The organism is Mucispirillum schaedleri ASF457, assembly GCF_000487995.2.
Lineage (GTDB): Bacteria > Chrysiogenota > Deferribacteres > Deferribacterales > Mucispirillaceae > Mucispirillum > Mucispirillum schaedleri.
Genome location: NZ_CP097562.1, coordinates 842,867 through 869,865, shown reverse-complemented (window position 1 = coordinate 869,865; position 26,999 = coordinate 842,867). Strand labels below are relative to the sequence as shown.

General features: G+C 31.1%; 23 protein-coding genes. 17 read left to right on the top strand and 6 right to left on the bottom strand.

Going from position 1 to position 26,999, the window contains the following annotated elements:
* The first annotated feature begins 6 nt into the window (after positions 1 to 6).
* Together N508_RS04070 and N508_RS04065 are read left to right on the top strand one after the other, a co-directional pair.
* Positions 7 to 891 (top strand): nucleotide-binding protein, encoded by an 885-nt coding sequence (locus N508_RS04070; RefSeq protein WP_023275130.1) that lies wholly within the window; start codon positions 7 to 9, stop codon positions 889 to 891.
* A gap of 10 nt (positions 892 to 901) precedes the next feature.
* Positions 902 to 2,620, top strand: a complete 1,719-nt coding sequence (locus N508_RS04065; protein ID WP_023275129.1) for a chemotaxis protein CheW — start codon at positions 902 to 904, stop codon at positions 2,618 to 2,620.
* Positions 2,621 to 3,433: 813 nt separating this feature from the next.
* On the opposite strand, the gene N508_RS04060 is transcribed toward N508_RS04065, so the two are convergent.
* From N508_RS04060 to N508_RS04050, 3 genes are read right to left on the bottom strand one after another with little or no spacing between them, the layout of a single operon-like run.
* The gene (locus N508_RS04060) at positions 3,434 to 3,769 is read right to left on the bottom strand and encodes a hypothetical protein (RefSeq protein WP_023275128.1); all 336 of its coding nucleotides are present in this window, start codon (positions 3,767 to 3,769) and stop codon (positions 3,434 to 3,436) included.
* 17 nt (positions 3,770 to 3,786) lie between these two features.
* Positions 3,787 to 5,934 (bottom strand): hypothetical protein, encoded by a 2,148-nt coding sequence (locus N508_RS04055; RefSeq protein ID WP_023275127.1) that lies wholly within the window; start codon positions 5,932 to 5,934, stop codon positions 3,787 to 3,789.
* The gene (locus N508_RS04050) at positions 5,931 to 6,488 is read right to left on the bottom strand and encodes a hypothetical protein (protein WP_023275126.1); all 558 of its coding nucleotides are present in this window, start codon (positions 6,486 to 6,488) and stop codon (positions 5,931 to 5,933) included. Before N508_RS04050 ends, N508_RS04055 begins: the two co-directional genes overlap by 4 nt.
* Before the next feature lie 298 nt (positions 6,489 to 6,786).
* On the opposite strand from N508_RS04050, the gene N508_RS04045 reads away from it, so the two are divergent.
* From N508_RS04045 to N508_RS03975, 15 genes are all read left to right on the top strand, one after another.
* Positions 6,787 to 7,389, top strand: a complete 603-nt coding sequence (locus N508_RS04045; protein ID WP_023275125.1) for a hypothetical protein — start codon at positions 6,787 to 6,789, stop codon at positions 7,387 to 7,389.
* Between the two features lie 428 nt (positions 7,390 to 7,817).
* Entirely contained in the window at positions 7,818 to 8,864 is a 1,047-nt protein-coding gene (gene ispG / locus N508_RS04040) for a flavodoxin-dependent (E)-4-hydroxy-3-methylbut-2-enyl-diphosphate synthase (RefSeq protein WP_023275124.1), read from the top strand.
* Between the two features lie 4 nt (positions 8,865 to 8,868).
* Positions 8,869 to 9,792, top strand: a complete 924-nt coding sequence (locus tag N508_RS04035) for a metal ABC transporter solute-binding protein, Zn/Mn family (RefSeq protein WP_023275123.1) — start codon at positions 8,869 to 8,871, stop codon at positions 9,790 to 9,792.
* 20 nt (positions 9,793 to 9,812) lie between these two features.
* Positions 9,813 to 10,619 carry a metal ABC transporter ATP-binding protein gene (locus N508_RS04030; RefSeq protein ID WP_023275122.1) on the top strand — a complete coding sequence of 269 codons (807 nt, stop codon included), beginning with the start codon at positions 9,813 to 9,815 and terminating at the stop codon, positions 10,617 to 10,619.
* Entirely contained in the window at positions 10,603 to 11,502 is a 900-nt protein-coding gene (locus N508_RS04025) for a metal ABC transporter permease (protein ID WP_023275121.1), read from the top strand. The genes N508_RS04030 and N508_RS04025 overlap by 17 nt, the downstream gene beginning before the upstream one ends.
* 2 nt (positions 11,503 to 11,504) lie before the next feature.
* Positions 11,505 to 12,629: a metal ABC transporter permease gene (locus tag N508_RS04020; protein ID WP_023275120.1), complete on the top strand. Its 1,125-nt coding sequence runs from the start codon at positions 11,505 to 11,507 to the stop codon at positions 12,627 to 12,629.
* A 16-nt stretch (positions 12,630 to 12,645) separates the two neighbouring features.
* Complete coding sequence (locus N508_RS04015; protein ID WP_023275119.1) at positions 12,646 to 12,951, top strand: hypothetical protein; 306 nt, start codon at positions 12,646 to 12,648, stop codon at positions 12,949 to 12,951.
* A 29-nt stretch (positions 12,952 to 12,980) separates the two neighbouring features.
* Positions 12,981 to 13,517 carry an NUDIX hydrolase gene (locus N508_RS04010; protein ID WP_023275118.1) on the top strand — a complete coding sequence of 179 codons (537 nt, stop codon included), beginning with the start codon at positions 12,981 to 12,983 and terminating at the stop codon, positions 13,515 to 13,517.
* Positions 13,517 to 14,602, top strand: coding sequence for a radical SAM family heme chaperone HemW (gene hemW, locus N508_RS04005; protein ID WP_023275117.1), 1,086 nt, complete (start codon positions 13,517 to 13,519; stop codon positions 14,600 to 14,602). Before N508_RS04010 ends, hemW begins: the two co-directional genes overlap by 1 nt.
* Complete coding sequence (locus N508_RS04000) at positions 14,584 to 14,862, top strand: hypothetical protein (RefSeq protein ID WP_023275116.1); 279 nt, start codon at positions 14,584 to 14,586, stop codon at positions 14,860 to 14,862. Before hemW ends, N508_RS04000 begins: the two co-directional genes overlap by 19 nt.
* Positions 14,863 to 14,966: 104 nt before the next feature.
* Positions 14,967 to 16,685: an ABC transporter ATP-binding protein gene (locus N508_RS03995; RefSeq protein WP_251930664.1), complete on the top strand. Its 1,719-nt coding sequence runs from the start codon at positions 14,967 to 14,969 to the stop codon at positions 16,683 to 16,685.
* 9 nt (positions 16,686 to 16,694) lie between these two features.
* Positions 16,695 to 17,741 carry a glycosyltransferase family 9 protein gene (locus tag N508_RS03990; protein ID WP_023275114.1) on the top strand — a complete coding sequence of 349 codons (1,047 nt, stop codon included), beginning with the start codon at positions 16,695 to 16,697 and terminating at the stop codon, positions 17,739 to 17,741.
* Positions 17,728 to 18,504 carry a glycosyltransferase family 2 protein gene (locus N508_RS03985; protein WP_023275113.1) on the top strand — a complete coding sequence of 259 codons (777 nt, stop codon included), beginning with the start codon at positions 17,728 to 17,730 and terminating at the stop codon, positions 18,502 to 18,504. Before N508_RS03990 ends, N508_RS03985 begins: the two co-directional genes overlap by 14 nt.
* The gene (gene lpxK / locus N508_RS03980; RefSeq protein WP_023275112.1) at positions 18,501 to 19,424 is read left to right on the top strand and encodes a tetraacyldisaccharide 4'-kinase; all 924 of its coding nucleotides are present in this window, start codon (positions 18,501 to 18,503) and stop codon (positions 19,422 to 19,424) included. Before N508_RS03985 ends, lpxK begins: the two co-directional genes overlap by 4 nt.
* A 97-nt stretch (positions 19,425 to 19,521) precedes the next feature.
* A complete protein-coding gene (locus tag N508_RS03975; protein ID WP_023275111.1) occupies positions 19,522 to 20,829 on the top strand; it encodes an aminotransferase class I/II-fold pyridoxal phosphate-dependent enzyme in 1,308 nt (435 codons plus the stop codon).
* Positions 20,830 to 21,193: 364 nt separating this feature from the next.
* Here the strand turns inward: N508_RS03975 and N508_RS03970 are convergent, their stop codons facing one another.
* From N508_RS03970 to N508_RS03960, 3 genes are all read right to left on the bottom strand, one after another.
* Positions 21,194 to 22,399 (bottom strand): dicarboxylate/amino acid:cation symporter, encoded by a 1,206-nt coding sequence (locus N508_RS03970; protein ID WP_023275110.1) that lies wholly within the window; start codon positions 22,397 to 22,399, stop codon positions 21,194 to 21,196.
* A gap of 56 nt (positions 22,400 to 22,455) precedes the next feature.
* Positions 22,456 to 24,747, bottom strand: coding sequence for a tetratricopeptide repeat protein (locus N508_RS03965; protein WP_023275109.1), 2,292 nt, complete (start codon positions 24,745 to 24,747; stop codon positions 22,456 to 22,458).
* A gap of 101 nt (positions 24,748 to 24,848) precedes the next feature.
* Positions 24,849 to 26,846 (bottom strand): methyl-accepting chemotaxis protein, encoded by a 1,998-nt coding sequence (locus tag N508_RS03960; protein ID WP_023275108.1) that lies wholly within the window; start codon positions 26,844 to 26,846, stop codon positions 24,849 to 24,851.
* Positions 26,847 to 26,999: the final 153 nt, after the last annotated feature.

The window sequence follows — 26,999 nt, the reverse complement described above, 5'->3', positions numbered from 1 at the left end:
CTGATAATGTCAAAGTTAATATCAATCGCAAGCGGTAAAGGCGGCGTAGGAAAGAGTTTTTGTTCATCAAGTCTTGCTTTATCTTTAAGTGCGGCAGGTTATAGAACATTACTTGTTGACGCGGATTTAGGCGGGGCAAACCTGCATAACTTTGTAGGGCTTAAAGTCCCTGGTATCGGCTTATATAATTTTATTCGTGAACGCAGTGAGCTAAAAGATGTTATAGTTAAATCTCCAGCTGGTGTTGATTTTATAGGCGGCTCTGGTGATGTGCTTGGCATGGCTCATATTACTAAGTTTGAAAAGATTAAAATACTTACAAATATTCAAGAGCTGGATTATGACTACACTATTTTAGATTTAGGTGCAGGCACCAGCTTTAATATGGTTGATTTATTTAATGTTGCTGATATAAAAATAGTTGTTATGAGTGGAGAGCCTACATCTATTGAAAATGCCTATGGTTTTTTAAAAGTTGCAATATACCGACATATTGAGCGTTTTCTTTCTAAAAGGTGGGATTTTGAAGATATTAATAAAAAACTCCGCAGCAAAAGTATGAATTTTCCTAATGTTGAATCAATTATAGAAGCAACTGCACAGATAGATAAAGACATTGCTGCAACTATAACAACATTTGTTGCAGCATTTAAACCCGGTATGATATTAAATCAGGTTAAATTTAAAAGAGAGCTTAATGTATTTTATGGTTTTGAAAGTGTTGTTAAAAAATATTTAAGTATAGATATTGAAAAATTAGGATTTTTACCTTATGATGAAAAGGTAAGTGAATGTATAAAATTATTAAAACCTTATTATCTGCGTTTTCCTGATAGTGAAACAGTTGGTTGCATAGACGATATCAGAGACCAGATGATAGCTAAATTATAGAGGCTTGCTAATGAGTGAAGAATTATTTGATGATGTTGAACAAAGTGAATATGCAGAAGAGATGGACCAAATCCAGCTTGTTGGAGTTAAACTTGGTGATGAAGAATATGCTATTGATGTTCTGAAAATCAATACAATCATCAGGTCTATTGAAATCACAATTGTTCCTCGTATGGAATCATACATACTTGGTGTTATGAACCTTCGTGGCAAGGTAGTTCCTGTTATTGATTTACGAGTTCGCTTTAATCTTGCAAAAAATGATTTTGATAAAGCAACTAGAATAATTGTGGTGAACATTAATAATGAAAATATAGGTTTTGTTGTTGATGAAGTAACAGAAGTTATGCGTATTAAACGCTCTATGGTTGAGCCTACTCCGCCATTAGTTGGCTCTATTGGTCAAGAATATATTTTAGGTATTTGTAAATATGATTCTAGATTAATTATGCTTTTAGATATAGATAGAGTTATTAATGAAAGTGAAGCAAGTGAAAGTGAACTTCGTAAAAAAATGCTTGGTTCAACTAAACAGACAGTATTAGCTCCTATTGCAGCACCAGAGCCAGCAGCACCGGCACCTGTTCAAGAACAGCATGCTGAAGATACAATGCTTCCAGATGCAAATAGTGTTGAAACACCAGTTATCAGTGCAGAAGCAGATGAGGGAGATAGTGCAATAGAAACTGGCAGTGCAGATTCTGATATTGAAGACAATATTGATGCATTAATAGCCAGAGAATTAGCTATGAGAGAAGCTGAAACTGACGAATTGAATAAAAAAAAAAGGAAGCCGCAGCTAAATCCAGATGATGTGCTGAAAGATGCATTAGAGCAAAGTAATGCTATCTTTCAAATAGATTCAAGTGATCAGATAGAGCAGAATGATTTAGACAGCTTAATTGCTAAAGAGCTGGCTATGCGTGAAGCGGAAACTGATGAGCTTAATAAAAAGCACAGAGAGGAAAAAAAAAATACTGATATAGACATAGACCTTTCTGTTGTAGACCCAGATGCTGTTCCTATGGTTGAAATTATTACTCATCCAGTAGAGGAACAGTATGAGGAAGAAAGGCTGACACCAGAAGTAGGGATAGATACATCCCCTGCTGCAAACCCAACAAGTGATGGAGAATCTGTTCAAGTGTCAATAAAAGAGTTAAAAAGAATTGCCGATAAAATTATCTCTGGTGATGAAACTGGAAGTAAAATTGGTGTAAATATAAAAGGTGAGATAGGAGAGCTTTTAAGGCTTATATTAGATACTAAAAATAGAGTTGATGAAATAGACCCTCTGATTGAAAAATCTAAAGAAAATCTGCCAAATGTAACATCAATGCTTGAAGGTGTAAATGATGATACAGAGAAAGCAACTATTAACTTAATGGAAGCATCAGACAGTATGGCTGATTTTTATAAGTCATTTATTTCTGATATTGCAGCACTGAAAAAACTTGCTAATAAAGAACATGAAGATGAATTTATGGCTCTTTATGAAAAAATAGTAAATAATCTTTCTGAAGCAGAATCACTTGGCTTTAAAATATTAGAATCACTTGAGTTTCAAGATATTACAGAGCAGAAACTTCGCAAAGTAATCAAATCTATTGAAGATATGGGTTCAAGAATAGGCACAATAGTTGGTTTTCTACAGGTTAGTGATAGTAAATCAAGCAGTGAGTTTAGAAGAAATAGAGAACAGCTTCTTGTAGATTATGGTTTAGCATAAGAGTTATAAAACCATTGCAGTTATGCCATACAGCTTAAAATAAAATATTTCTTCATGATAGAGTGAAACAAGTGCAGTAGTGGACTTATAATCATTCTGTTCAGCAGTCGCTTTGAGCCTGATTTTAAAGGCGAAAAATCTAAATCATCTATTATTACATCAGCATAATATTTAAATTATTTTATCTTATCTTTTCTTTTAGATATTTCGCTTAAAAATCAAGCTCAGTAAGACATAAATTGAAATGTATGAATACTTTATTTAACTTTGTATATTTTTTAATGAAGTAACATTTTTATACTGCATACATTTTTGAAATACTAAAATATGTATTCCTAAGTGAGTATCAACGAACAAAGGAACTATAAAACATTACTATTATAGATACTTCGCCTTTGGCTCGGTATGACAATGTAAGGGACAGGAAGTCCCGTCTGAAAGTAAGCGACGGGAGCATTTACTGCGACCAAGCGTGTTTTTTCAAATTCATGGATGAATTTGAAAATAAAGGATAAATCAATATACTTCGCCTTTGGCTCGGTATGACAATGTAAGGGACAGGAAGTCCCGTCTGAAAGTAAGCGACGGGAGCATTTACTGCGACCAAGCGTATTTTTTCAAATTCATGGACGAATTTGAAAATAAAGGATAAATCAATATACTTCGCCTTTTAGGCTCAGTAAGACTAATGTAGGGACAGGAAGTCCCGTCTGAAAGTAAATTACTGGAATATTTACTGCCATACTGTGAAGTAACTGCATTGATATATTGTCCGCTCTGCATTGCAGGGCGGACATTTTTTTATGAAATGCTTTAAAATATGCTTTTTACAAAGCTTTTTGTAAAAGTTGATGATAAATCTTCTGCTATACCTTTTTTATCTGTGCCATAGCTGTAACCTAATAATTTCATTTGGTCGTTCCAGTAATTATTTTCAGCTTCTGCCACAGCACTGCCTAAGGCTTTTCCAGTAACAGAAGAATTGATTATTCCACGGTTTGCCATTTCATTTATAACATTTCCACTTAAACTTTCAAAATCTTCCACTCTGTTATCATAATTTGCTAATTTATCATACTGCTCTTTCTGTTTTGAGCCTGCCTTGTTTTCTCCAAAAAGAAGTTTATTAAATCCTTCCCAAAAACTCATAATTTTTCTCCGTTCATTTATTCTCCAATAGTGGAGTATTCTATAAAAATATTATCTATAAAAAAATCACCATTATGGGATAATTTTATTTGCAAGTTATTTAATCTTTTTAAAATAAAATATTTATGGCGTATTCTATCAGCCTTTAAAGTAAATGTGTTATTATATTCATTTATACTTAATTTAAATATTTTGTTAGTTTTTAACATTGGTGTAAAAACAGTAATTGATTTAATTAAAATATCTTGATTGTTTTTAATTTCTTTATATTTTACATCTATGCTGTTACGCATATTTTTATCTGCTTTATAAAGCCTGCCATTTATATCTAATCCATAGCTGGAATATGTATTATTATTTTCATATATTTCAATAATCTGCATTAATTTATCTGTTAAATTATTTTTATAAACAGTAAATCCTTTTAAAATACTGCTGTATTCAAAAATATATTCATTATTTATAAAAATAATAGTGTTTCTTTCTGAACACAGGCTTACATCTGATATATTTTTGTCATGAATATACTGCTGGTAATCAGATAAGAAAAAATCACCATAATATTCTGTAACTCCTATTTTTTTTATGCCAAAAGATGCTCCAAAAATGATTTCAGAGCCATATACAATAGCTTTTGTGGTAAGTTTATCTATTTCGCCAAGTTTTGATACAGTCCAGTAAGGATAACTGCCTGCAAGCCTGTATATACTGCCGTTATCTTTAAAAACAATAATACTGTCAAGCACAAGGGCAGTATAAATTATTCTGCCGCCGTCTTTATATCCAATTTCTATAAACTGTGCGTCACTGTCAGTATTCCATGACCAGTTATAAAAATCACCTGCACCACTGAAATATAAATTAGAGTTCTGCGGCACTATAAGCCTGCCATTCTGCACTAAAAGACATGGGATATTTTCATCTGATGGTAAAATGTCAACATAATACATGCCATAATTATTTGCACAATAAAGCCTGTTTCCTTTAACAGAAAGTTTTTGAGCAGCTGCAGCATTTGCAGGACTGTTTGAATAATCAAGATAGACTAACATTTCCCTGCTGCATTCATAAAGCTCTATTGTATCATTTAATGCAGAGTTTTCATTAATTGAGCCAAAATAGCATATTAGTTTAGAATTGATATAAAAAACATCTTGTAAAAAATTTTTTATGGTATAGTTTTCAAATAATCTTTCTGCAATATTATATTCTTTGCCGTTAAATGAGAGCCTGTAAAGAGATGCAGTATTATTTGAAAACAGTGCATCAGTTTCATTAACTAATAAATAAAACTTGTTATCAATAACCCTTAAATATTTTATGCCGTAAGTGCCAAGTCCTTTTAAAGCATTAACATTATATTTTTTAATTGCTTTTGTTAAAGTATTTATCTCATATATTTCATAAGCTGTATTGTAATCTAAAATTAATAAGCTGTAAGCAGTAGATGCACACACTCTGACTTTTAAACCAAGATGTGAAAAATTTAAAAAGTGTATAAATTCATCTCCCGATATTGTATATATATCAGTTGCATCGCAGGCATAAAGAGTATTGCTGCATGGGAAAAATTCAATTACTTTTATTTCATGATTTAATATTTTTACATTTTTTCCATCTATAGACATATAACCAGTTCCGCGGCTGTCACTGAAATATATTTTATCTCCATAATAAGCAGCTGCATTTGTAAGAGTATCCACACTCTGCCTTGCAGATATTCTCTGCCACATAAATGGTGCAAATGAAAAAGCTATTTTAGTAAGCTCTCCATTTGGATTTAGATGATATACATTTGATGAAGATGAAATATAAAGCCCGTCTTGGTTATATATAATATCAGTTGGTGTTATACCTGTTTCTACTTGATAATATTTATTTTCAGTAATATTTGCAATGCCGCCTGCATAAGTTGCAAAAACAGCATTTTTTCCGTTATATTCTACATTGAAAAGCCTTGCAAACTTTCTGCCTGCAAAAGAAGATACTGATTTATAAGCTGGTGAGCCTTGAAATGTATTTGTATCTTCATTATATATAACACCACTTATACTGCAAGCCTGATTATCTTTTATATATTCGCCACTTATGGTGTTACACATACCACCTATTGGTTTATATAGTTTTAATACACTGTTTTTTGAATGATATGATGATTTTTTCATAAAGCATACCCGTTATATCTTTTCATTTGATATATGCTGTTTTTATGAAGTGCAGTTTTAATAATTAAAGAAGAAAGCTGCATAAGTTCATTTTTTTCATTTTCCATATTAAACTCTAATCTTGAAAGGGCTTTGATTACTGCATTATTATAAAGATACTCTATATAAATATTTGGAAGATTTATATCATCACTAATATTACATCTTTCAAATTCCTTAATATAATATATTTCAGCATTAGCACATGGAAGAATAATACTATTATTTAAAATATAATAACCATAGGATAAATCAGTTACATCTTTAAGTGGCATTTCTTTGTTATCAGATACTATTTTATGTATTTCAAGCATATCTTCTGGCACAGGGCATATTGATGAAGCAGTGTAAAGATATGTAATATTAAACTGCACTTTATTAGATAACATCAGCATTTCAAGCATAGATAATCCTTCATGAATATATGATAAAAGCTCATTATCTTGAAACTCAAAAGAAGCTGTATCATTAATTTTTATTCTTATTCTTTCAATTAAGTTTTGCATATTTGTCATATTATTGCTCCTAAAAAGTAATTTATCAGCTATAATATGGAGAATAAAAATATAAGTGTCCGTAATGTCCGAAAAATATTAAAATTTAACAAATAACTATATTTTGTTGAATATTGTTGATTGTAATTGACAAAATCCCCCCCCCCGTTATAATGGCAAAAATTTTTTAACGGAGGAATACAATGAAAAAGTTTTTATTTTAACAAGTATTTTACTTGTATTTTTAGTTACTGGATGCAGTGATGATTCCAGTAGTGACAGTGGTATAGACTTAACAGACCCTGTAACACTTAAGTCTTTGGAAGGGACATATAATATTGAGTTTTTCTATGTTGATGCTAAGGTAGAAACATTAACAACAGATTGTTCTATGGTTGCAACATATATTGGAGCAGAGGCTAAAAAATGTAATAAACCAGATACTGATGGAGTTAAGCATAAAGGACAAGCTACAATCAAAGTTAATGATAATGGTTCAGTTAAAGTTATATCAAAAGTTCAAATTAATGGTGGAGTATTTGATACTTCTTCCATTATACAATCTGTTGCATCAGATAAAACATATAATTTTACAGAGTTTCCGACAGTACCAAGTAGTGCAATAAGTAAGACTACTATTAATGCTGCAGCTGGTAATGACATTAAAGGAACATATGGCAGAAGTGCAAAAACATTAGTTGACGAAACAAAAAGTGATAAAAATACATTTAATTTTACTGTTGCAGAAGATGGAATAGTAGTTAGCAGGGTAACGGATAAAACTGTTATGCCAGCAGATACTGTTATCCGTATGAAAAAAACAAGTAATGATGTTATTGAGTTAGATCCTAATACACCTTATGATACTCCAGTGATTAATAATTTTAGCCAAGATATAAAATATGAATTAAAAAATAATTAATCCTATCTAAAAGTGAATAAGTAATAAAGACAAAAACAACAGGCAGAGAATTTTCTCTGTCTGTTTTTTTAGTATTAATAATATATATGCAGTATAAAAATGTTACTTCATTAAAAAATATATAAAGTTAAGTAAAATATTTATATACTTCAACTTTTGCCATACTGAGCCTAAAAGGCGAAGTATCTATAATGGTGATGTTTTATAGTTCCTTTGCTCGCTGATACTTACTCAGGAAGACATATTTTAGTATTTCAAAAATATATGCAGTATAAAAATGCTGCCACATTCAAAATACATATAGTAAAGCACTCATATACTTTGGACTTACACAAAAAATAGAAGTGCCATAGTTAAAATTAAAAGTTGCTTTTATTTATATATTTATGTTAAAGTGTAAAAATTATATTTATATAAAAGGAAGTTAAATGAAAAGCCGTGTAATAAAAGTTGGCAGTGTATTGATTGGTGGTGGTAATCCTGTGCTTATTCAGTCTATGACAAATACTGATACCAGAGATGCTGCTGCTACTGTGCAGCAGATATTAGAGCTTGAAAATGCAGGCTGTGAGATAATCCGCTGTGCAGTGCCTGATGAAAAGGCTGCTTATGCTTTAAAAGAAATAAAAGATAAAATACATATACCACTAATTGCAGATATTCATTTTGATTATAAATTAGCAGTTAAATCTGTAGAATATGGAGCAGACTGTATACGCATAAATCCCGGTAACCTAGGCGGGTTTGAAAGGCTTAAAATTGTAACTGATGCAGTAAAAGCAGCTGGTGCTGCTATAAGAGTTGGTATTAATTCAGGCTCACTGGAAAAAGATATTCTTGCAAATCATGGTGTAACTGCAGCTGCTATTGTAAAATCAGCTTTAAGAAATATCAGATATTTATATGATTTGAATTTTGATAATTTTAAAGTGTCATTAAAGTCAAGCTCTGTTCCAATGACTATTCAGGCTTATAAACTTTTTGCAGAGCAGGATAATTCTCCGCTTCATGTTGGTGTAACAGAAGCAGGCACACTTTTTTCTGGCACTATTAAATCCGCTGTTGGCATAGGCTCAATTCTTTCTCTTGGCTTAGGTGATACATTAAGGGTATCCTTAACTGGAGAGCCAGTAGAGGAAGTAAAAACTGGCTGGCAGATAGTATCTGCTCTTGATTTAAGAAGAAAAGGGCCTGAAATAATATCATGTCCAACATGCGGCAGAACAGAAATTAATTTAATAGATTTAGCTCAGAAAGTAGAAAATATGCTGCAATGCTCAAAATCGCTTGTAACTGTTGCTGTTATGGGTTGTGCTGTAAACGGTCCCGGCGAAGCACGGGAAGCAGATTATGGTATAGCTGGCGGCACATGTCAGGGGCTTATTTTTAAAAAAGGCACAATTTTAAAAAAAGTTAATGAAGATATATTATTAAAAGAGTTTGAAAATATTTTAAAAGAAGATGGAATAATATAAAATAATGAAAAAAATATATTTATTAATCAGTATATTAATTTTAGGTATGGTATTTATTGCATGTCAGCCTAAAACAGTTAAAAATAAATATAAATCAGTGGTAATGAGCTCAAATGAAATTATAGATGATTTAGTAAAATCTATTGGCGGCAACTTTATAGAAACAAGTATGGTTATAAGAAAAGGAAACGACCCGCACTCATACACTGCCACAGAAAAAGATATTATCAGAATAACAGATTCATCTCTTATTATATATAATGGCGGAAGTTTAGAAGGACGGCTTGAATGGGCATTAAGCAAGATAGGCAATATTACTCCAGCAGTATCTATTATAGACTGTCTGCCAAAAGATAAACTTATATATGATACAGATAAAAATAGTGGTAAAAAAACAGTAAACCACCACTTTTGGCATGACCCAGTTTTATGGAAAATTGCAGCTCATTTTATTGCAGATAATCTTGCATCAATGAATAATGTAAACCAGCAGATATATTTTCAAAATGAAGAAGTATTTTTATATACATTAGATACATTAAATAATTATATAAAAGAGCAGGTGCAGAAAATACCCGCAGAAAACCGTATAATAGTAACAGAGCATGATGCTTTTGCATATTTTGGTGCGTCTTATGGGTTTGAGACATATTATTTGCATGGGTCAAGCTCATCAAGCGATATTTCATCTGCTGATATTAATGAGTTAGCAGCCTTATTAATAGAAAAAAATGTTACCACCTTATTTTTAGAAGCTACCCTGCCTGATAAAAATATCAGACTTTTACAGTCTACATTAAAGGCAGCAGGTCATTTTGTAAAAATAGGCGGCACACTTTATTCTGATACTCTTGGATATAATAATGATTATGAAGCTATGATGCGTCATAATGTAGATACAATAGTAAATGCTTTATCATCAAAATAAATATAATAGTGGAATTTAATATGCTTAGAACTTATTCATCAAAAGAACATATAGAGCAGTTAAGTGTAGCAGTAAAAATAGAAAATTTAACTGTTGAATATAACGGCAGACCAACTCTTTTTAATATTAATTTAGATATTCCAAGTGGTGTATTAATGGCTGTGCTTGGTCCTAATAACTCAGGTAAAACTACTCTTTTAAAAATTATTGCGGGGATAAATAAACCGTCAGCAGGTAATGTATATATTTATTCAAGACCTGCTAATGCATTAAAAAATGATATAGCTTATGTGCCTGCAAGAAATTCTGTAAACTGGGATTTTCCTATTAATCTTTATGATTTAGTGCTTATGGGCTCTTATAACAGGCTTAAAAAAGTGGAATCACCGGGAAATAAAGACAAGGTTTCTGCTCGTGAAGCTCTTGAAAGAATGGGCCTTGATACTATCAGTAAAAAAAGCATATGTGATTTATCAAGGGGTGAAAAGCACAGAGCATTAATTGCAAGGTCATTGGTGCAGGATGCTAGAATTTATATAATGGATGAGCCAATGATAGCAGCAGATGAAGAAAGTATTAATATTATTATTGATGTGCTGCAGGAATTAAGGCATAAAAAGAAAACAGTTATTGTTTCCCATTATGATTTTGTTACTATTCCACGCTATTTTGATATGGTATCACTTTTAAATGTGCGTCTCATTGCAGGCGGAAAAACTGAAGATGTATTAACAGAGGAAAACTTTGAAAAAGCATATGGTATGTATGCTGGTATGATAAAAAATATCCGTTTATATATGGAAGAAAGCAATGTTAGAAATAAATAATTCATTTCTATTCCAAACTATGCTCAAAAATGCTGTATTTCTTGGGTTTAGTGCGGGTATGCTTGGTGTATTTATATCATACCAGAGAAGAAGTATAGAAATAAATGCTCTTTCAGCAGGCTCATTTGTAGGCACACTGCTTTTATTGCTGATGTCAAGTTTTGGTTTATCTATAAGCCCTTATATATTTGGTCAGGTAGATAAGGATATATATTCATTCACAGGCTCTGTTTTAGGCATATTGATAATGATAACAATATTAAATATGCTTTATAAAACAAACAGACTTCATCCCCATATTATACAAAGCCTTATGACTGCGGTGCTGCTTGGTGTAGGCATTACTCTTGTTACAAGTATAAAGCAGGCAGGCGGTGCATTAGATTCTGGCATAGATGTATATTTATTTGGAGAAGCAACATCTTTAACTGATGAAAAATTTTATTTTTTAAGAATAATTATCCTGACAGTAATAGTTTTGCTGCTTTTATTTTTCAGACGGCTTCGTGTAGTTATTTTTAATATAGATATGGCAAAAACAACTCATTTTCATACTATGTATTATGTGCATTTAATAAATATATTTGTAGTATGTCTTGTGGCTTTATCTGTAAAATTAATGGGTGTATTTTTAGCAGTATCAATATTTTTAATACCAGCAGTTACTGCAAGATTATGGAGTAACAGACTTTTTATTATAACACTTCTTTCAGGCTTTTTTGGTGGAATAGGAGGGGGCATAGGCGCAGTAATTGCAGGAAATATAAGCAATGTTTCTTCTGGAATATCTATTACCATTGTTCTTTCTATGATGTTTTTTATATCACTGCTTATTGCACCATATAAAGGGCTGCTTGGTGTATGGCTCAGGGGGAGAAAATAATTATGTTTTCTATAGAATTTGAAATAGTTTTAGTTATCATACTTTCTGCCGTAACATGCTCTATACCGGGAGCCTTTTTAGTAATGCGTAAAAATTATTATGCAGCAGACACAACAAACCGTTCGTCAATGCTTGGTATTGCAGCTGCATTAATTTTTTCATCATACCTTTCTTCGCCTCTTGTAATTATCTTTGGCTCAATTACAGCAGTGCTTGCTATGATACTTGTAAAAAAAATAAAAGATTTTACAATGTTTAGAGCAAAAGGGTTGTCTATTATAATTTCATCAGCTTTTTTATGCTTTGGTATACTGATTGCTGCAAATGTTTCTTTCAGCAGCACATCAAATTTTGATTTATCAATAATATATCTTGGTGAAACTGCTTTTACATATTTTAACAGATTAAGAATTTTTGGTGTAGATATAGGCTCTTATGCTCTTTATGCAATTTCGCTTGTTTTGATTATTAATATTATCATAATTACAGTGTTTTACAAAGAATTTAAAATAGATGGTGTAGATAAAAACTATGCAGCTTCAATAGAAATGAGAGAAAGCACTATTGATTATCTTCTTTTGATAATGACATCATTAAGTGTATCAGTATCTTTTCAGACAGCAGGTATTTTTATGACTTCAGCTTTCATTTTAGGGCCTGCTGCAACTGCTCTTTTTTACACTAAGCGGCTTTCTTCATTAGCTTTTGTTTCTGTATTCATATCATCAGTTGCCTGTCTTGCAGGGTTTGGTATAGCATGGCCTAATGAAGTTTCTATTTCTGGCACAATAGTATCATTTTTAGGTGTTTTATTTGTTGTATCTGTAATATTTTCTCCAGAAGAAGGGCTTTTAAAAAAATATTTTGATAACCTTACAACACAAAAAAGACTTGAAGAATATATTATTATGGATATATTAAACTCAGAAATTATAGACTGTAAAGAAAAAAATATTAATGAAGTAATTTCATATTCTTTAAAGTGGAAGTTAATGAGAGTATCTTATATAATGAATAAATTAAAATCAGAAAATAAAATAGAAATAGTTCAAGATAAAGTGCAGCTTACAGAAGAAGGAAAAGATATACTTAATAGATTTTTAGCAGCTCAGCACTGTTTCTATTAATTATAAGGAGTAAAAAATGGCAGAAATCAGATTAGGCAAATTAGTTAGCGGTGATTTTATAATAGGCGTTAACGATGAAGAAAACAAAGGAATTAAAAATATAGGCTCATTACAGTTTGTGCCTGCGGAAACTGGCGGTATGTCTGTTGCATTAATACCTTTTGGGTTTCCTTTTGAAAATGAATTTACTGGATTTATTTCAAATGATAAAATAATATATGAAATAGAAAAAGTGCCTGAAGATTTACAAAACAAATATACTGAAGCAACTTCTAATATTAAACTTATTTCAGGCTCAAATAACGGCAATATTATTTTATAACCATTTATATAAAATTTAAAGTTAATATTATGAAAAAGAAGTGGCAGTTTATAAAAGAAGAAAAAGTATACAGTGACAATATACTTTCTATCAGACATTTAGAATATTATTATAAAACAGCTGATAAATCTATGGTATTTACTGTGCAGGATATGAGCAGCTGGGCTGTAATAGTGCCTGTTACAAAAAATGGTGAATTTATATTGGTTAAGCAGTTCAGAGCAGGCACTAACTCTGACACTTTAGAGTTTCCCGGTGGAAGTATAAATAAAAATGAAGATATTGCTCATGCTGCAGCAAGAGAATTGCAGGAAGAAACAGGTGCAGTTTCAGGCAGTATTATACCACTTGGTGTGATAGACCCAAACCCTGCATTTATGACTAATAAATGCTATGCGTTTGCAGCTCTTGACTGCACATTTGATGGTGTGCAGCAGCTTGATTTATTTGAAGATACAGAGCCAATAGTAGTAACAGAAGATGGTTTTAAGCAAATGCTTAAAACAGGAGAGTTTTCTCAAAGTTTATCAGTTGCTGCTTACTGCCTTTATAAAAATATTTTGTAATGCGCGGCTTATATATACATATTCCATTTTGTAACAGCTTATGTCCATACTGCAGCTTTTATTCTGAAAAAAATATAGATGAAAGCATAAAGAAAAAGTATATTAATGCTTTAATTGCAGAAATAGCATCATTTGATAATAAGCAGTTTGATACTGTATATATTGGCGGCGGCACTCCATCATCGCTGCATTATAAACTGCTTGATAAATTAGTAGATAATATAATAAAGCTGATTGATTATAAAGGTGCAGAATGGACAATTGAAGCTAATCCAGAAAGCACAGATAGTAATTTTTTATCTCTGATAAAATCAAGCCCTGTATCGCGGGTTTCTCTTGGTGTAGAGAGCTTTGATGATGATGTTTTAAAGCTTTTAGGCCGTCTGCATAGTGCAGAAAAAGCAGAGCAGGCAGCAGAAGATATATTATCAACTGGGAAACAGCTTAATATAGATATGATTTATGATATTCCATATACTGATAGTAAAAAAAGTATATCAACTTTAAATAAAATTATTTCAATTCATCCGCACCATATATCTGCTTACTCTTATGACTATGCAGATACTCTCTATTTAAAAGATGGGGTGCAGGATGATGAAACTCTTTTTGAAGAAGTGGAAAGAATATGCTGTGAATTTGGATATTATAAATATGAAACATCTAATTTCTCACTGCCAGACAAACACAGCAGGCATAATTGTCTTTACTGGCAGGGAGAAGAATATAAAGGCGCAGGCTCTGCTGCTCACTCTATGGTTTTGCTTGAAGAAAATAAAAGAAAAAGGTATAATCATAAGGACAGTATTGAAGAATATATAAAAAATCCATATAATATTGATAATCAGGAAATAATATCTGAAAGCGATGCACTATTGGAAGATATTATTTTTGGTCTTCGTATGAAAAAAGGTATAAATTTATATAATCTTGAAAAAAAGTTTGGCAAAATTGATAAAAGTCTGCTAAATAAAATAGAAAAAAATATTAAACTTGGGTTACTTGAAAAGGATGATGTATGGCTGAAAACAACACAAAAAGGAAGTTTAGTGCTGGAATCTTTATCATGCTCTTTACTGCCTTAATAATACTTGTATCTGGTTATTATCAAGATGCGGTATCAGGATGTGCAGGTGACTGCATGACATGCCATCCAAAATTAATTGGTGATATGAGACATTTATCTTTAACCACATGTATAAAATGTCATAAACCATCAGAGCAGAAGTCATTTTCTTTATCTCTTGGCGGCTGTGGGGATAGATGTTTTCAGTGCCATGCTGAATGGCCAAAAGATGGCAATCATGCATCTTTAAATACATGCTTAAACTGTCATGAAAAATAAATTTTTCTGTTAAATAGAAACTGCATTTTGCAGATTAAGTTAAATTGTGTTACTTTTTCAGCATATATTTTTTGCTGATTTATGAGGGTATTGCTATAAAAAAAGTGTTTAAATTAATGTGGCCTTATTTTAAGCCATATAAAGTGTTGCTTGTTATTGCTGTTACAGCATCTATTATTACTGCATCTACAAATGGTGCACTTGCGGTTGCTGTAAAATATGTATTAGACAGTATTTTTATTGCTAAAAATTATACATATCTTTTTGTTCTGCCTTTTGCTGTTATGCTTATATATGTGGCAAAAAGCGGCTTTTTATTTTTACAGGGCTTTTTAATGAGCTTTATAGGCAATAAGGTTATTGAAAAATTAAGAAATGAAACCTTTGAAAAGATGATACATCTGCCTGTAAAATACTATGCAGAAGAATCTACTGGTGCATTAATGAGCCGTGTTACAAATGATATTAATCTAGTGCAGTCATCTATTCCTACAATTATAAATATGCTTCGTGCAGTTATCACAATGATAGGGCTTATTGGTGTTATAATATATATGAACTGGCAGCTTGCTCTTGTAGCTATTATATTGTATCCAATATTTATTTATCCCCTTAGTGTTATTAGTAAAAAATTAAGAAAATACAGCACAAGAGGGCAGGAAAGTATGGGTATATTAACAAGTGTGCTGCAGGAATCATTCAGTGGTGTTCGTGTTGTGAAAGCCTTTGTTGCAGAAGATAAGGAAATGGAAAGGTTTGAAAAAGCCAATGCTCAAACTATAAAATATGCAAACAAAAGTGTTTTAGCAGGTAACTTAGCTTCTCCATTAACAGAAGCTCTTGGCTCTGTGGGTATTGCAGCAGTTCTTTTTATAGGCGGTTATCAGGTTATAAATGGCACAGTTACAACAGGTGAATTTTTTGCTTTTTTAGCTGCTCTTATACAGATATATGAACCAGTTAAGCTTTTTGCATCATCAAATAATGCTTTACAGGCTGCAGTTGCTGCAAGCGACAGAGTTTTTGCTATGTTTAAAGAAAGCGATGAAGTGATAGAAAATAAAGGAACAAAACAATGTGATGCAGAAAATAAAGACATAGAATTTAAGCAGGTTTCTTTCATATATAAAGATGATATTTATGCATTAAAAGATGTATCATTTAAAGTGAAAGCAGGTTCAACCATTGCATTTGTTGGGCCATCTGGTGCAGGCAAAACTACTATGGCTCACTTAATACCTAGATTTTATGATGTAACAAAAGGGCAGATATTAATTGATAATGTAGATATTAGAGATTATGATTTATTTTCTCTCCGTCATAATATAAGCATAGTTTCTCAAGATGCTTTTCTATTTAATGATACAATAGGCAGCAACATAAGCTACAGCAAAGAAAATGCAGCAGAAGAAGAAATAAAAGCAGCAGCTAAAGCTGCTTATGCAGATGAGTTTATAGAAAGTTTTCCTGAAAAATATGATACATTATGTGGAGAGCGTGGTGTAAAACTTTCAGGTGGTCAGAAACAGCGTATTACTATTGCAAGAGCATTGCTTAAAAACCCTGCAATATTAATACTTGATGAAGCAACAAGTGCTCTTGATACAGAAAGTGAACGGGTTGTGCAGAAAGCTCTTGATAACTTAATGAAAGGAAGAACTTCTTTTGTAGTAGCCCACAGGTTAAGCACTATTTTAAATGCTGATATGATTGTGGTATTTAATAAAGGTGGTGTGGAAGCCATTGGCAGACATGAAGAAATAATTAAAACTTCACCTACATATAAAAAACTTTATGAAATGCAGTTTAAAACAGAAGATTAAGGGCTTATAATGTTTATATTCTGCCAAAGAAAAATAAAAACTCCAAAAAATATTATTATATCAAGAACTGATAAAATAGGTGATTTAGTTCTTTCCATTCCTGCTATCTCTATGGTTAAAAAAATGTATCCTGAAAGCAAGCTTTATGTGCTTGTAAGAAGATATAATGCTGAGATAGTAAAAGGATTTCCATTTATTGATGGAGTTATATCTATTGATGATTATAAGGAAAAAGATTTGACTGCAAAAATAAGGCAGATAAAAGCAGATGTTTTTATTGCACTTTATTCTGATAACCAAATATTGAAACTGGTGCTAAAAAGTGGAGCAAAATACAGGATAGGTCCATTATCTAAACCGCTTTCATGGTTTATATATAATAAAGGTATAAGACAGCACCGCTCAGAATCACTAAAAAATGAAGCTGAATATAATCTTGATTTAGTAAGGCAGATGGATAGTGAGCTTTTTGACAGCAAAATCGTTACTATTGATAAAATACCTTATGGCAAACTTAACCATAATAAAATAGTAGCTTTTTTGGATGCAAATAGTATTTATAATTATGTTGTAGTTCATCCATTTTCAGGGGGCTCTACTAAAAATTTTCAGGTAGATGAATATATAAGGCTTATTAATAAAATACATGAAAAATGGCCAGATAAGCAGATAGTTATATCATCATCAGAAAGCGATATAAAAGAAGCAGAATATATATCGCAGCAGTGCAGCAACACTTATGTATATAATGCAAAATCTATTTTGGAACTTGCAGCATTAATAGATAAATGCAGACTTTATATTGGAGCAAGCACAGGGCCAAGCCATATAGCAGGTAACCTGAGTAAAAAGTGTATATGTATTTATCCAGCTTATAAATTTTTATCACATGCACGCTGGGGGCTTTACGGTAATGATGAAAATACAACATATATAGTGCCAGATATTAATAATATAGAGCAGAATTATAAGTCAAAAGTATTTTCTAATATTACTGATGATATAATAAATGAAGCAGCAGAGAAAGCTCTGGAGAAACTTTATGGATACACTTAATTTATCTGCTGCTTTGATAGTTTATAATGAAGAAGAACGGCTTACTAAAACTCTTGAAAGCATAAAAGATATTGCATCAGAAATTATTATTATAGATAGTAACTCTACAGATAATACTTGTGCTGTTGCTGAAAGTTTTGGTGCAAAAATATATAATGAAGAATGGCGTGGATTTGCAGCACAAAAAAACTCTCTCACCAAAAAATGCACAAAAGAATATATTTTATACCTTGATGCAGATGAAGTTATAGGTGATGAATTAAAAAAGGCAGTGATTAATGCTGTTAAAAACGGCAAATCTGACGGCTACTATATAAGGCGTAAAACACATTATCTTGGAAAGCTGCTTAATTATTCATGGCAGAAAGATGAAAGATTAAGGCTTGTAAAAGCATCTGCAAATCCTTTATGGGTAGGTGAGATAGTCCATGAAGAGCTTAAAATTCAAGGCAGCACTTCGCATTTAGATGGCTTTATTATCCATTATTCATACAGGGATATTGATGACCATTTTAGACGAACTATTCGTTATGCACGACTTAGTGCAGAAAGTTATTATAAAAAAGGCAAAAAGTTTAAATTAAGCAAGATGATTTTCAGTCCTGTAATTGCTTTTATAAAAATATATATCATTAAGGGTGGTTTTTTAGACGGTATTCCCGGTTTTATTGCAGGTATCAGTGCTTATGTTTATGGCTTTTTAAAATATGCTTTTTTGTGGGAAATGCATAATGCAGGCAAGAACAAGGATACTGGTAAATGATAAATAAGGGAATAAAAACTATATCTGTTGGTAATATTGTAATGGGCGGAGCAGGAAAAACGCCCCATACACTGTTCATAGCAGATGAATTAATAAAAAAAGGCGAGAAAACTGCAATATTATCATTGGGTTATAAAGGTAAAATTGGCTATGATATAAATGTTATAAGTGACGGGAACGGAAACTTTTTTCATCATCCTCCAATGGCTGCAGATGAGCCTTATATGATGGCAAGTAATCTGCCTAATGCAGTTGTAATTACTGGAAAAAAAAGAGAAATCTCTTTAGAAATTGCAAGAGATAAGTTTGGTGCAACAGCAGCTGTTCTTGATGACGGATACCAGTATCAAAAACTGCAAAGAGATGTAAATATTTTGCTGTTAGACCATAAAAGACCAATATCTACTGGCTTTCCATTTCCTTTTGGATATTTAAGGGAGTTTCCCTCAAGCATAAGCCGTGCAGATATAATAGTATTTACAAGAGCATTAAATGACAATATACCTGAAAGTGTAAAAGAGTTTATTGATAAGCAGAGTTTATATTTCAGCAACACTGTATTTAACAGGGTAATTTTAAAAAATGAAGTTGTAGAGCTTAAATATTTAAAAGGTGCAGTAACTGCCGCTTATTCAGGTATAGCAAATAATGATGTATTTTATCACACACTGCAAAATGCAGGGCTTGATGTTAGATTTTTTGCAGGTTTTGCAGACCATAGAATGCTTTCAGAAAAATCTATTAATGGTATTATAACTCAAGGCAGAAAAAAAGGTGCAGCACTTTTTATTACCACAGAAAAAGATTTTGTTAAGCTGCCTCAGGAATATCAAAATATTTTTGGATATTTAAAAATGGATATAGAATTTAATAATAAAGATGCTTTTATTAAGGAAATAGAAGCTGCTGTATCAAAATAGATATTGATTAAATGTTTATTTTATACTATATTTCTGGTTGATAAAAATTAAAATTTAAGGCAGATATAATATTTTGCCTAAATAATAAAGGTGATATATGAATCCATTAGCAAAAAGTTTAAATGAAGTAATCAAAGAAAATAACCCGCATATTTTAGAAATGCTTTCAGATACTGGTAGAGAAATATTTATGCCAAAAGGTATATTAAGCCAAAGTGCAGAAGCAAAAGTAAAAGCAACTAAATTTAATGCAACAATAGGTATTTCTACTGAAAAAGGCGAGCCTATGTATCTTATGAGTATGTTTAAAAAATTTCAAGGTATTCACCCTAAAAAACTTTTTACTTATGCACCTGCAACAGGACTTCCAGAATTAAGAGAATTATGGGCGGCAAAAATTAAATCAGAAAATCCGTCGCTGCAAAATATTCAAATAAGCAACCCTGTAGTATGTAATGCATTAACTAATGGTCTTGTTACATCTGGAGAATTGTTTTTAAATAAAGGTGATTTTGTTGTTCTTCCAGATAAATTCTGGGGCAATTATCGTTTAATGTTCAGCACATTAATTGGGGCAGAAATAGCTACTTATGAAACATTTAATGAAAATAATGGCTATAATGTGGATGGTTTTTTAAAAACTGTAAAAGAGTGTGGCATAAAAAATAAAAAAGTTTTTGTCGTGCTTAACTTTCCTAATAACCCAACAGGATATACTTTAACAAAAGATGAAGCAGTCCAGTTAAGTGACGGTTTAGTAGATATTGCAGAAAGCGGAATAAATGTTATAGCAGTTACAGATGATGCTTATTTTGGATTATTTTTTGATGATGTATTAAAAGAATCATTATTTAGTATGCTTGCAGGCAGAAGCAAAAGGCTTTTGGCTGTTAAAATAGATGGTATCACAAAAGAAAGTTTTGCATGGGGTTTCCGTGTGGGCTTTATTACATTTGGAGAGACTTTCAAAGGCGATAACTCAGCACTTTTTAAAGCACTTGAAACAAAGGCAGCAGGATATTTAAGAGCAACTATATCAAGTGCTCCACACCCAAGCCAGTCTATTACAGTAGATGTATTAAAAGAGCCGTCTTTTAAAACAGAAAGAAGCAGATTAAATGCAGTTATTGAAGAAAGATGTAAAAAAGTAAAATCAATTTTTGATAAAGGTTTGTATGCAGATGAATTTACTCCATATCCATTTAATTCTGGTTATTTTATGTGTATAAAACTCAAAAATGTTGAAGCAGAAACTCTGCGTCTTGCATTGCTTGATAAATATGGCATAGGGGTAATCAGCACAAATCAAACAGATATAAGAATAGCATTCTCCAGTGTAGATGTGGAAAATATTGAAGAGTTATATTCAGTTATTTATCAGTGCTGCAAATCACTTACAGCTTAATATTTTTGTGCTGCTTATTATTGGTTAAAATTTTTGCTCAGTCATTTACTATTTTGTAAACTCCTGTCGCAAAAATTTTAATCCGCCTAGTATAATGCAAAAATCTTTAATCCTTTTATGGCATTATTTCAATGCTTTATTAGCTAAATAATATTTAACTATTAATATTTTGCTGTAAGTTATTGGTATATAATATTTTATCTTATTATATCATTCTGAAGCATTGCTGAAGAATCTAAACTATGCAAATCTTATTAATGCATAATAGTTACAACAATTATAGATATACAAATTATTTGTAATTAAGACCCTTCGGTTGTTTTACTCTCTCACGGTGATATAAATGTAATATGTGTAAATCCAGTTACTGTTGTTTTTTCTTAAATATTCCTTGCAGCATAAGAGCAAGAGCACCGTCGCCTGTTACATTGCATGCTGTGCCGAAGCTGTCCTGCAAAGCAAATATTGCCATTACTAAACCAACACCAGTAGCATCAAAGCCTAATACTGATGTAATGATGCCAATAGATGCGGCAACTGTTCCACCGGGAACTCCTGGAGCACCTACTGCAAATATGCCTAAAAGCACAATAAATATAAGCATAGTATGCAGGTCTGGCAGTGAGCCGTATAGTATATAGCTTATTCCCATAACAAAAAAAGTTTCAGTTAAAACTGAACCACATAAGTGGATAGTTGCTCCCATAGGTATAGCAAAATCAACTATATCTTTATCAAGAGCATCAGACTTGCCTGCACATTTTAATGCAACTGGCAGTGTAGCAGCACTTGACATTGTTCCTACTGCTGTAAAGTATGCCGGTGCATAATGTTTAAGAACTCTAAATGGAGATTTGCCAGATATTAAGCCGCCAATAGTATATAAAAGTGTAAGCCATATAAACTGACCTATTAAAACTAATATTACCATAGAGATAAAAGTAAAAAGCTGGTCAGTTATCTTGCCAAGATATGTAAGCTCTATGAATGTAGCACATATAAAAAATGGAAGTATAGGAATAATCAGTTTATTAACAAGCAGCATTACTACATTATTAAGCTCATTAAATATTTTTTCAAGTAAAGCAGAGTTTGTATATATTACTGCCAGACCAAATGTAATAGAAAAGAAAAGGGCAGTAATAACAGGAAACATTGGTGCAATATCTAACTTGAATATCATTTCAGGAAGCAGTATATCTGTAACATTCTGCTCAATATTTAAGTGTGGTATTATAATATATCCTGCAGCCATAGAAAAGGCAGCGGCAAGCACTGATGATAAATAAGCAAGCATAAGCATTGTGCCGAGCATTTTACTTGTATTATTTTTCATTCCTGTAATAGCAGGTGTTACAAAGCCTATAATAATAAGCGGCACCATAAAAAATATTACCTGACCTAAAATATGCTTGATTGGCAAAACAATATTCATAAGTATATGCTGAGTTGGCATACTGCCATTTACTGATTCGCTGCTTGTAGATTTAATAATCAAACCGATTATTATACCCAAAATAACAGCAGCAGCAATTTTTATAAGTAAAGAATCTGATTTTTTTTCTTTCATTTTTTACCCCACAGAAAAAAATAGTAGCTTGAATATATAAATTAATCAAGAATATTTTAATTATTTTTACGCATAGCATCTTTTATTTCTATATTAATATTAAACCAGTTTAATATATATTTAATATCCTTTGTTACACTTAACTCTATTGTTAAAATACCTTGATTTATTTTTGACGAATAACTTTCTTTAATGTTATTTACTTCATCTATTATATTATCAATATAGTCTTGTATCTGTCCGTATGAAAGAATATTCATAGTAATAGAAAGAATAAAATTTTCAAGCAATACCCTTATTTTATCAGCTATTTGTATAGGCAGTGCTTTTGTGTTATAAAGTGTGGCACAAAGGGCATAGTTTTCATCAAACAGTTTTTCTGCTTCAAAAAGTCTGCAGTTACTGTAATGAATATAAGCAAGGCTCATAAGTGCAGGAAAGTAATCAAAAAAAGTGTTAGTTAAGTTTTGCAGATACTCTTTATTTTCTTTTAAATCAGTAATATTTTCTGCTTCATAAATAATATTTTTGCAGGCATTAAATTCTTCAAGAGCCTGCATATAATCATCTTTTGATAAATAAGTTTCATCTGAAATATATTTAGAATTTTCTATTTTATCAAAAATTTCCATTAAATATTTACTGCCTGTAGGTTTGATATATTTAATATAATGGGTAACACCTTTATGTATAATCAGCTTAATTGTAGAATCAAGAAGTATCACTTCGCTTGTTATTGTATATAAGTTAACTTTTTCTTTATCCTGTCTAGTAAGGTTTGCAACAAGTTTGCTCCATAAATCTTCATAATCCATATCTTTTAAAGAAACACCTTTTGGTATAAGTATATGCAGCATGCTTTCTGCCACTTCTGGAGCTAAAACATAAAGATTATGCAGAGCTTTTTCCATTTCTTCTTTATTATTTTGTTTTTGATAAATATATGAAAGCAGCTGATAACATTCAGGTATATTTCTTTTAAAATAAACTGCCCGTTTAAGTAAATATTCTCCTTTTTCATAATCCTGTAATCTAAAAACTGTAAACCCAGCAAGATATAAAAAATCTGGATTATTATGCCATTTATTTATATATTTCTCAACCAGTTCATAAGCTTTATTAATAAACCCTTTTGAATGGTATATATTTATTATTCTTAATGCATTTTTAAAATATAAATCAGGGTTTTTTACAGACTGGACAGCATAAATAATGTTATCAAAGTTATTTTCTGACATATTTTCAGTAATATATTTATTAAGATTTTTTTTAGTAATAGATGGCTTAAATTGTTTTTTTAAATCCACTGTGATAACTTTCCTAGCAAAAAGTCCATTATTATCAGTGTATTCAAAAACATTAGAAGTAACATTGTAAAAAGGATTTAATGAAAAATCAGCAAGTTTTTTTGATATATAGTTTTTAAAATACCCATTATCACCAGCTTTATATGTATATTTATCATCAGAAATTATTTCAGGTTTGTAAATATTATCAGCAATATAAAGCCCAAAAGCATTTGGCATATTATTATGCTTATTTAATAAAGTATCAGTATTCTGCATAAAAGTAGAACAGCCGCCAGAGGCTGCATATTCCCACTGGTTTCTGTTTGGCACTGAATATCCTTTTGATGCATAGTTGAAAAGTATTTCCTCGTAAGAAATATCTATATATTTATATACATTTAAGCCATGATTTGATATTTCAAATTTTTGTATTTTTTTATATTCAGATTTTGAAGTATGTTGTTTTATTATAAATTGTTTATTTCCTTTTATGATTTCCTGATATATTTTAAAATATGTTGGGCTGTCAGCTACTGTTTTTGATGATATTTCTTTAACAAACATCCAGTTTATACTGCTGCTTTTTCTCTCTATCAGCATAGGCTCTATATCAATCCGTCTTAAAAAGGAAGTATGTTCATCTATAAAATCAAATACCATTTTAGATAAAAGTATATCTGCCTGTTTATAATTTTCCTTATCTAATAATTTTTGCAGCTGCTGTGTATTATTAAGATTTACAATATCAGAATTATTGTCAGGCATAAGAAAATAATCAAGGAATATATCTTTTATCTGCTCAATTAAGAAAGGCTCTTCTTTTTTTGAAGAAATAGCAGCTTTCCATCCAAGAGCAATGTTTTTTGCTCCGGGAATAAATACAAACTCTGTGCCATTATCATCAAAAATGGCAGTATAAAGGGTTATGCTGTTTTTTTCAAATTCTGCATATTTTTTTATTATAAAGCCGTAATGGTCTGCAATTTCATTTAAAATATTCTGTTTTTCCTGAATATCCAGTTTATCATAATTAATTTTATATAAATTTTTTTTATTCATAGTAATATTAATAGGTTTAATAAAATATTTTGTCTAGTAAAATATAAAAAACTCCATGTTTTATTATAACATGGAGCAATAAAATAGGTATATACAAGAACCTATGATTTAAACTGTTCCACTAATATTTTTAATTTTTCTGTTCTTGCCTGCAAATGGTTAACTGTAACAGTTACTTCGCTTACTGCCACATTGCTTTCTTCAATACCGCTTGCAATAGCCTGAGTTTTATCTGTAACATCTTGAACTGTATGATGCTGCTCTTCAAAATTTGTCATCATATTATGAGTTGAGTTTGTAACATCATTTACACCATCTACAACAAGGCTGAATGATGAAGCAGTTTCTTCAATTACATTAACACCAGTTGATACACTTGTATCTGCTGATTTCATAGCATTTGCTGCCTGTTCAGATTCATTTTGCAATGCAGAGATAATATTTTCTATTTCGCTTGTAGCTTTTGTTGTTCTTTCTGCCAGTTTTCTAACTTCATCTGCAACAACAGCAAACCCCCTGCCTGCATCACCTGCTCTTGCTGCTTCAATAGCTGCATTTAAAGCAAGCAGGTTTGTTTGGTCTGCAATATCATTAATAACAGTTAAAATTTCTCCAATTTGTGTAGAGCTTGCAAGCAGATTATCAATAGTTTTTGAAAGCTGTTTAGTATTGTCGCTTATTTCAAGCATTGTATTTTTAATATTATTTAATGAATTTGAACCTTCAACTGTTCTTTGAGTAGTTTCATCAATTTTATTTAAATTATTTCCCATTTCAACAGTTGCTTCTTCTGATTTATTTTGAATAACCTGCATATCTACAACAATATTATCAACTTGTTCTGCCTGAGAGCTGAATGTGGCAGAAAACTCTTCCATAGTTGCTGCCAGCTGATTATTTCCTGAAGCAACATCATTGGCTGCTTCTTTTACTTCTCTTACAATATTCTGCACACTTTCTATAAAAGTATTAAAATAAACACACAGTTCTGCAAGTTCATCTTTAGTTTTAGTTGTAAGCCTGATAGTTAAGTCTTTATCGCCACTTGTAAGGTTTTTGGCAGTTTTCACAAAATTATTTATTGGAGCAAGCACTGTTTTCTGCACTATAATAAAAGACAGCACTGCTACTGTTATCATCGCTGCAAGTAAAGTATATATAAGTGTTTTAGCCAGTAAAACACCATTAATTGAGCTGTCATAAGTTCTTTGCAGCATACCATTTACAATGTCTTGAGTTTCCTTTGTTATTTCCTGCATGCTGTTCATATATTTTGTTCTGCTTTCAGCTATAGCCTGCATTTGAGTGTATGCCTGCTTTAACTTGTTATAATCATCCATCATTTTTTCTGATATATTAATCATTTTTGTAATATTGCCTATCAAATTTCTATTATTTAAATTATCTCTTATATCAAGAGCATCTTTATTTATATTTTTTAAAGGCTCTTCTACTTGAAGCAGAGTTTGTAAACTGTTTAACATCACTGCATCTGAAAACATATCTTTTATTTCTGTTATTTCTATACTTATATTGTTTATTCTGTCATAGTTTGTGAAATTTCTGATTGCATCTGCTGGAGTTTCTGCATTATTTATTATTCTTTTTAAATTTGTTTTATAAGTCTCTTCTTCTTTAATGAAATCTTGAATGCCTTTCACAAAACTTAATTCTAATGGAACATTATTTACTCTTATTGAAAGCTGTTCAACAGCTGCTTGAATATAAGTGTTTACTGAATCATTTAGTTCAGGAATAATTTCTGAAACAGCAGGCATTTCTTTTTTATTTTCAGCAATCTGCATAAATGAGTTCAGCTCTGTCATATTATCAGTTACCTGCTTTCCAAATTCAATAAAAGTGTTTAAATTGTTTTGAGAAGGTGTCCTTTGTATTATGTAGAAATATCTTCTGAAATTCATTGTATTTAAAGCAGTGGAAGAATTAAGTTTATAAACATAAATATACCGCTGGTTCATATTCTCCATTCGTTTAGCTGCATTTTCTACTGCTACCACAGAGAAAAAGCCTAATAGTAAAGCCATAGTAATCAATAAAATAATTATTGCAAAAATTTTAATTTTAAGTGTGATTCTCATTTTCCCCCCCCCCACCTTACTACTTATACTATATATACTGGTATTTTTACCATAAAGCATAAGTTAAGTCAATATATATTAGTTCTGTTTGGCATAAAACACTGTTATGTTATATATATGTAAAGAAAAATAAGACACTATTATTATTTAAGA

Bases quoted from the DNA above. Each gene is read 5' to 3' on its own strand.
- N508_RS04070 (WP_023275130.1), top strand. From the start codon at position 7: ATGTCAAAGTTAATATCAATCGCAAGCGGTAAAGGCGGCGTAGGAAAG.
- N508_RS04065 (WP_023275129.1), top strand. From the start codon at position 902: ATGAGTGAAGAATTATTTGATGATGTTGAACAAAGTGAATATGCAGAA.
- N508_RS04060 (WP_023275128.1), bottom strand. From the start codon at position 3,769: ATGAGTTTTTGGGAAGGATTTAATAAACTTCTTTTTGGAGAAAACAAG.
- N508_RS04055 (WP_023275127.1), bottom strand. From the start codon at position 5,934: ATGAAAAAATCATCATATCATTCAAAAAACAGTGTATTAAAACTATAT.
- N508_RS04050 (WP_023275126.1), bottom strand. From the start codon at position 6,488: ATGACAAATATGCAAAACTTAATTGAAAGAATAAGAATAAAAATTAAT.
- ispG (WP_023275124.1), top strand. From the start codon at position 7,818: ATGAAAAGCCGTGTAATAAAAGTTGGCAGTGTATTGATTGGTGGTGGT.
- N508_RS04035 (WP_023275123.1), top strand. From the start codon at position 8,869: ATGAAAAAAATATATTTATTAATCAGTATATTAATTTTAGGTATGGTA.
- N508_RS04030 (WP_023275122.1), top strand. From the start codon at position 9,813: ATGCTTAGAACTTATTCATCAAAAGAACATATAGAGCAGTTAAGTGTA.
- N508_RS04025 (WP_023275121.1), top strand. From the start codon at position 10,603: ATGTTAGAAATAAATAATTCATTTCTATTCCAAACTATGCTCAAAAAT.
- N508_RS04020 (WP_023275120.1), top strand. From the start codon at position 11,505: ATGTTTTCTATAGAATTTGAAATAGTTTTAGTTATCATACTTTCTGCC.
- N508_RS04015 (WP_023275119.1), top strand. From the start codon at position 12,646: ATGGCAGAAATCAGATTAGGCAAATTAGTTAGCGGTGATTTTATAATA.
- N508_RS04010 (WP_023275118.1), top strand. From the start codon at position 12,981: ATGAAAAAGAAGTGGCAGTTTATAAAAGAAGAAAAAGTATACAGTGAC.
- hemW (WP_023275117.1), top strand. From the start codon at position 13,517: ATGCGCGGCTTATATATACATATTCCATTTTGTAACAGCTTATGTCCA.
- N508_RS04000 (WP_023275116.1), top strand. From the start codon at position 14,584: ATGCTCTTTACTGCCTTAATAATACTTGTATCTGGTTATTATCAAGAT.
- N508_RS03990 (WP_023275114.1), top strand. From the start codon at position 16,695: ATGTTTATATTCTGCCAAAGAAAAATAAAAACTCCAAAAAATATTATT.
- N508_RS03985 (WP_023275113.1), top strand. From the start codon at position 17,728: ATGGATACACTTAATTTATCTGCTGCTTTGATAGTTTATAATGAAGAA.
- lpxK (WP_023275112.1), top strand. From the start codon at position 18,501: ATGATAAATAAGGGAATAAAAACTATATCTGTTGGTAATATTGTAATG.
- N508_RS03975 (WP_023275111.1), top strand. From the start codon at position 19,522: ATGAATCCATTAGCAAAAAGTTTAAATGAAGTAATCAAAGAAAATAAC.
- N508_RS03970 (WP_023275110.1), bottom strand. From the start codon at position 22,399: ATGAAAGAAAAAAAATCAGATTCTTTACTTATAAAAATTGCTGCTGCT.
- N508_RS03965 (WP_023275109.1), bottom strand. From the start codon at position 24,747: ATGAATAAAAAAAATTTATATAAAATTAATTATGATAAACTGGATATT.
- N508_RS03960 (WP_023275108.1), bottom strand. From the start codon at position 26,846: ATGAGAATCACACTTAAAATTAAAATTTTTGCAATAATTATTTTATTG.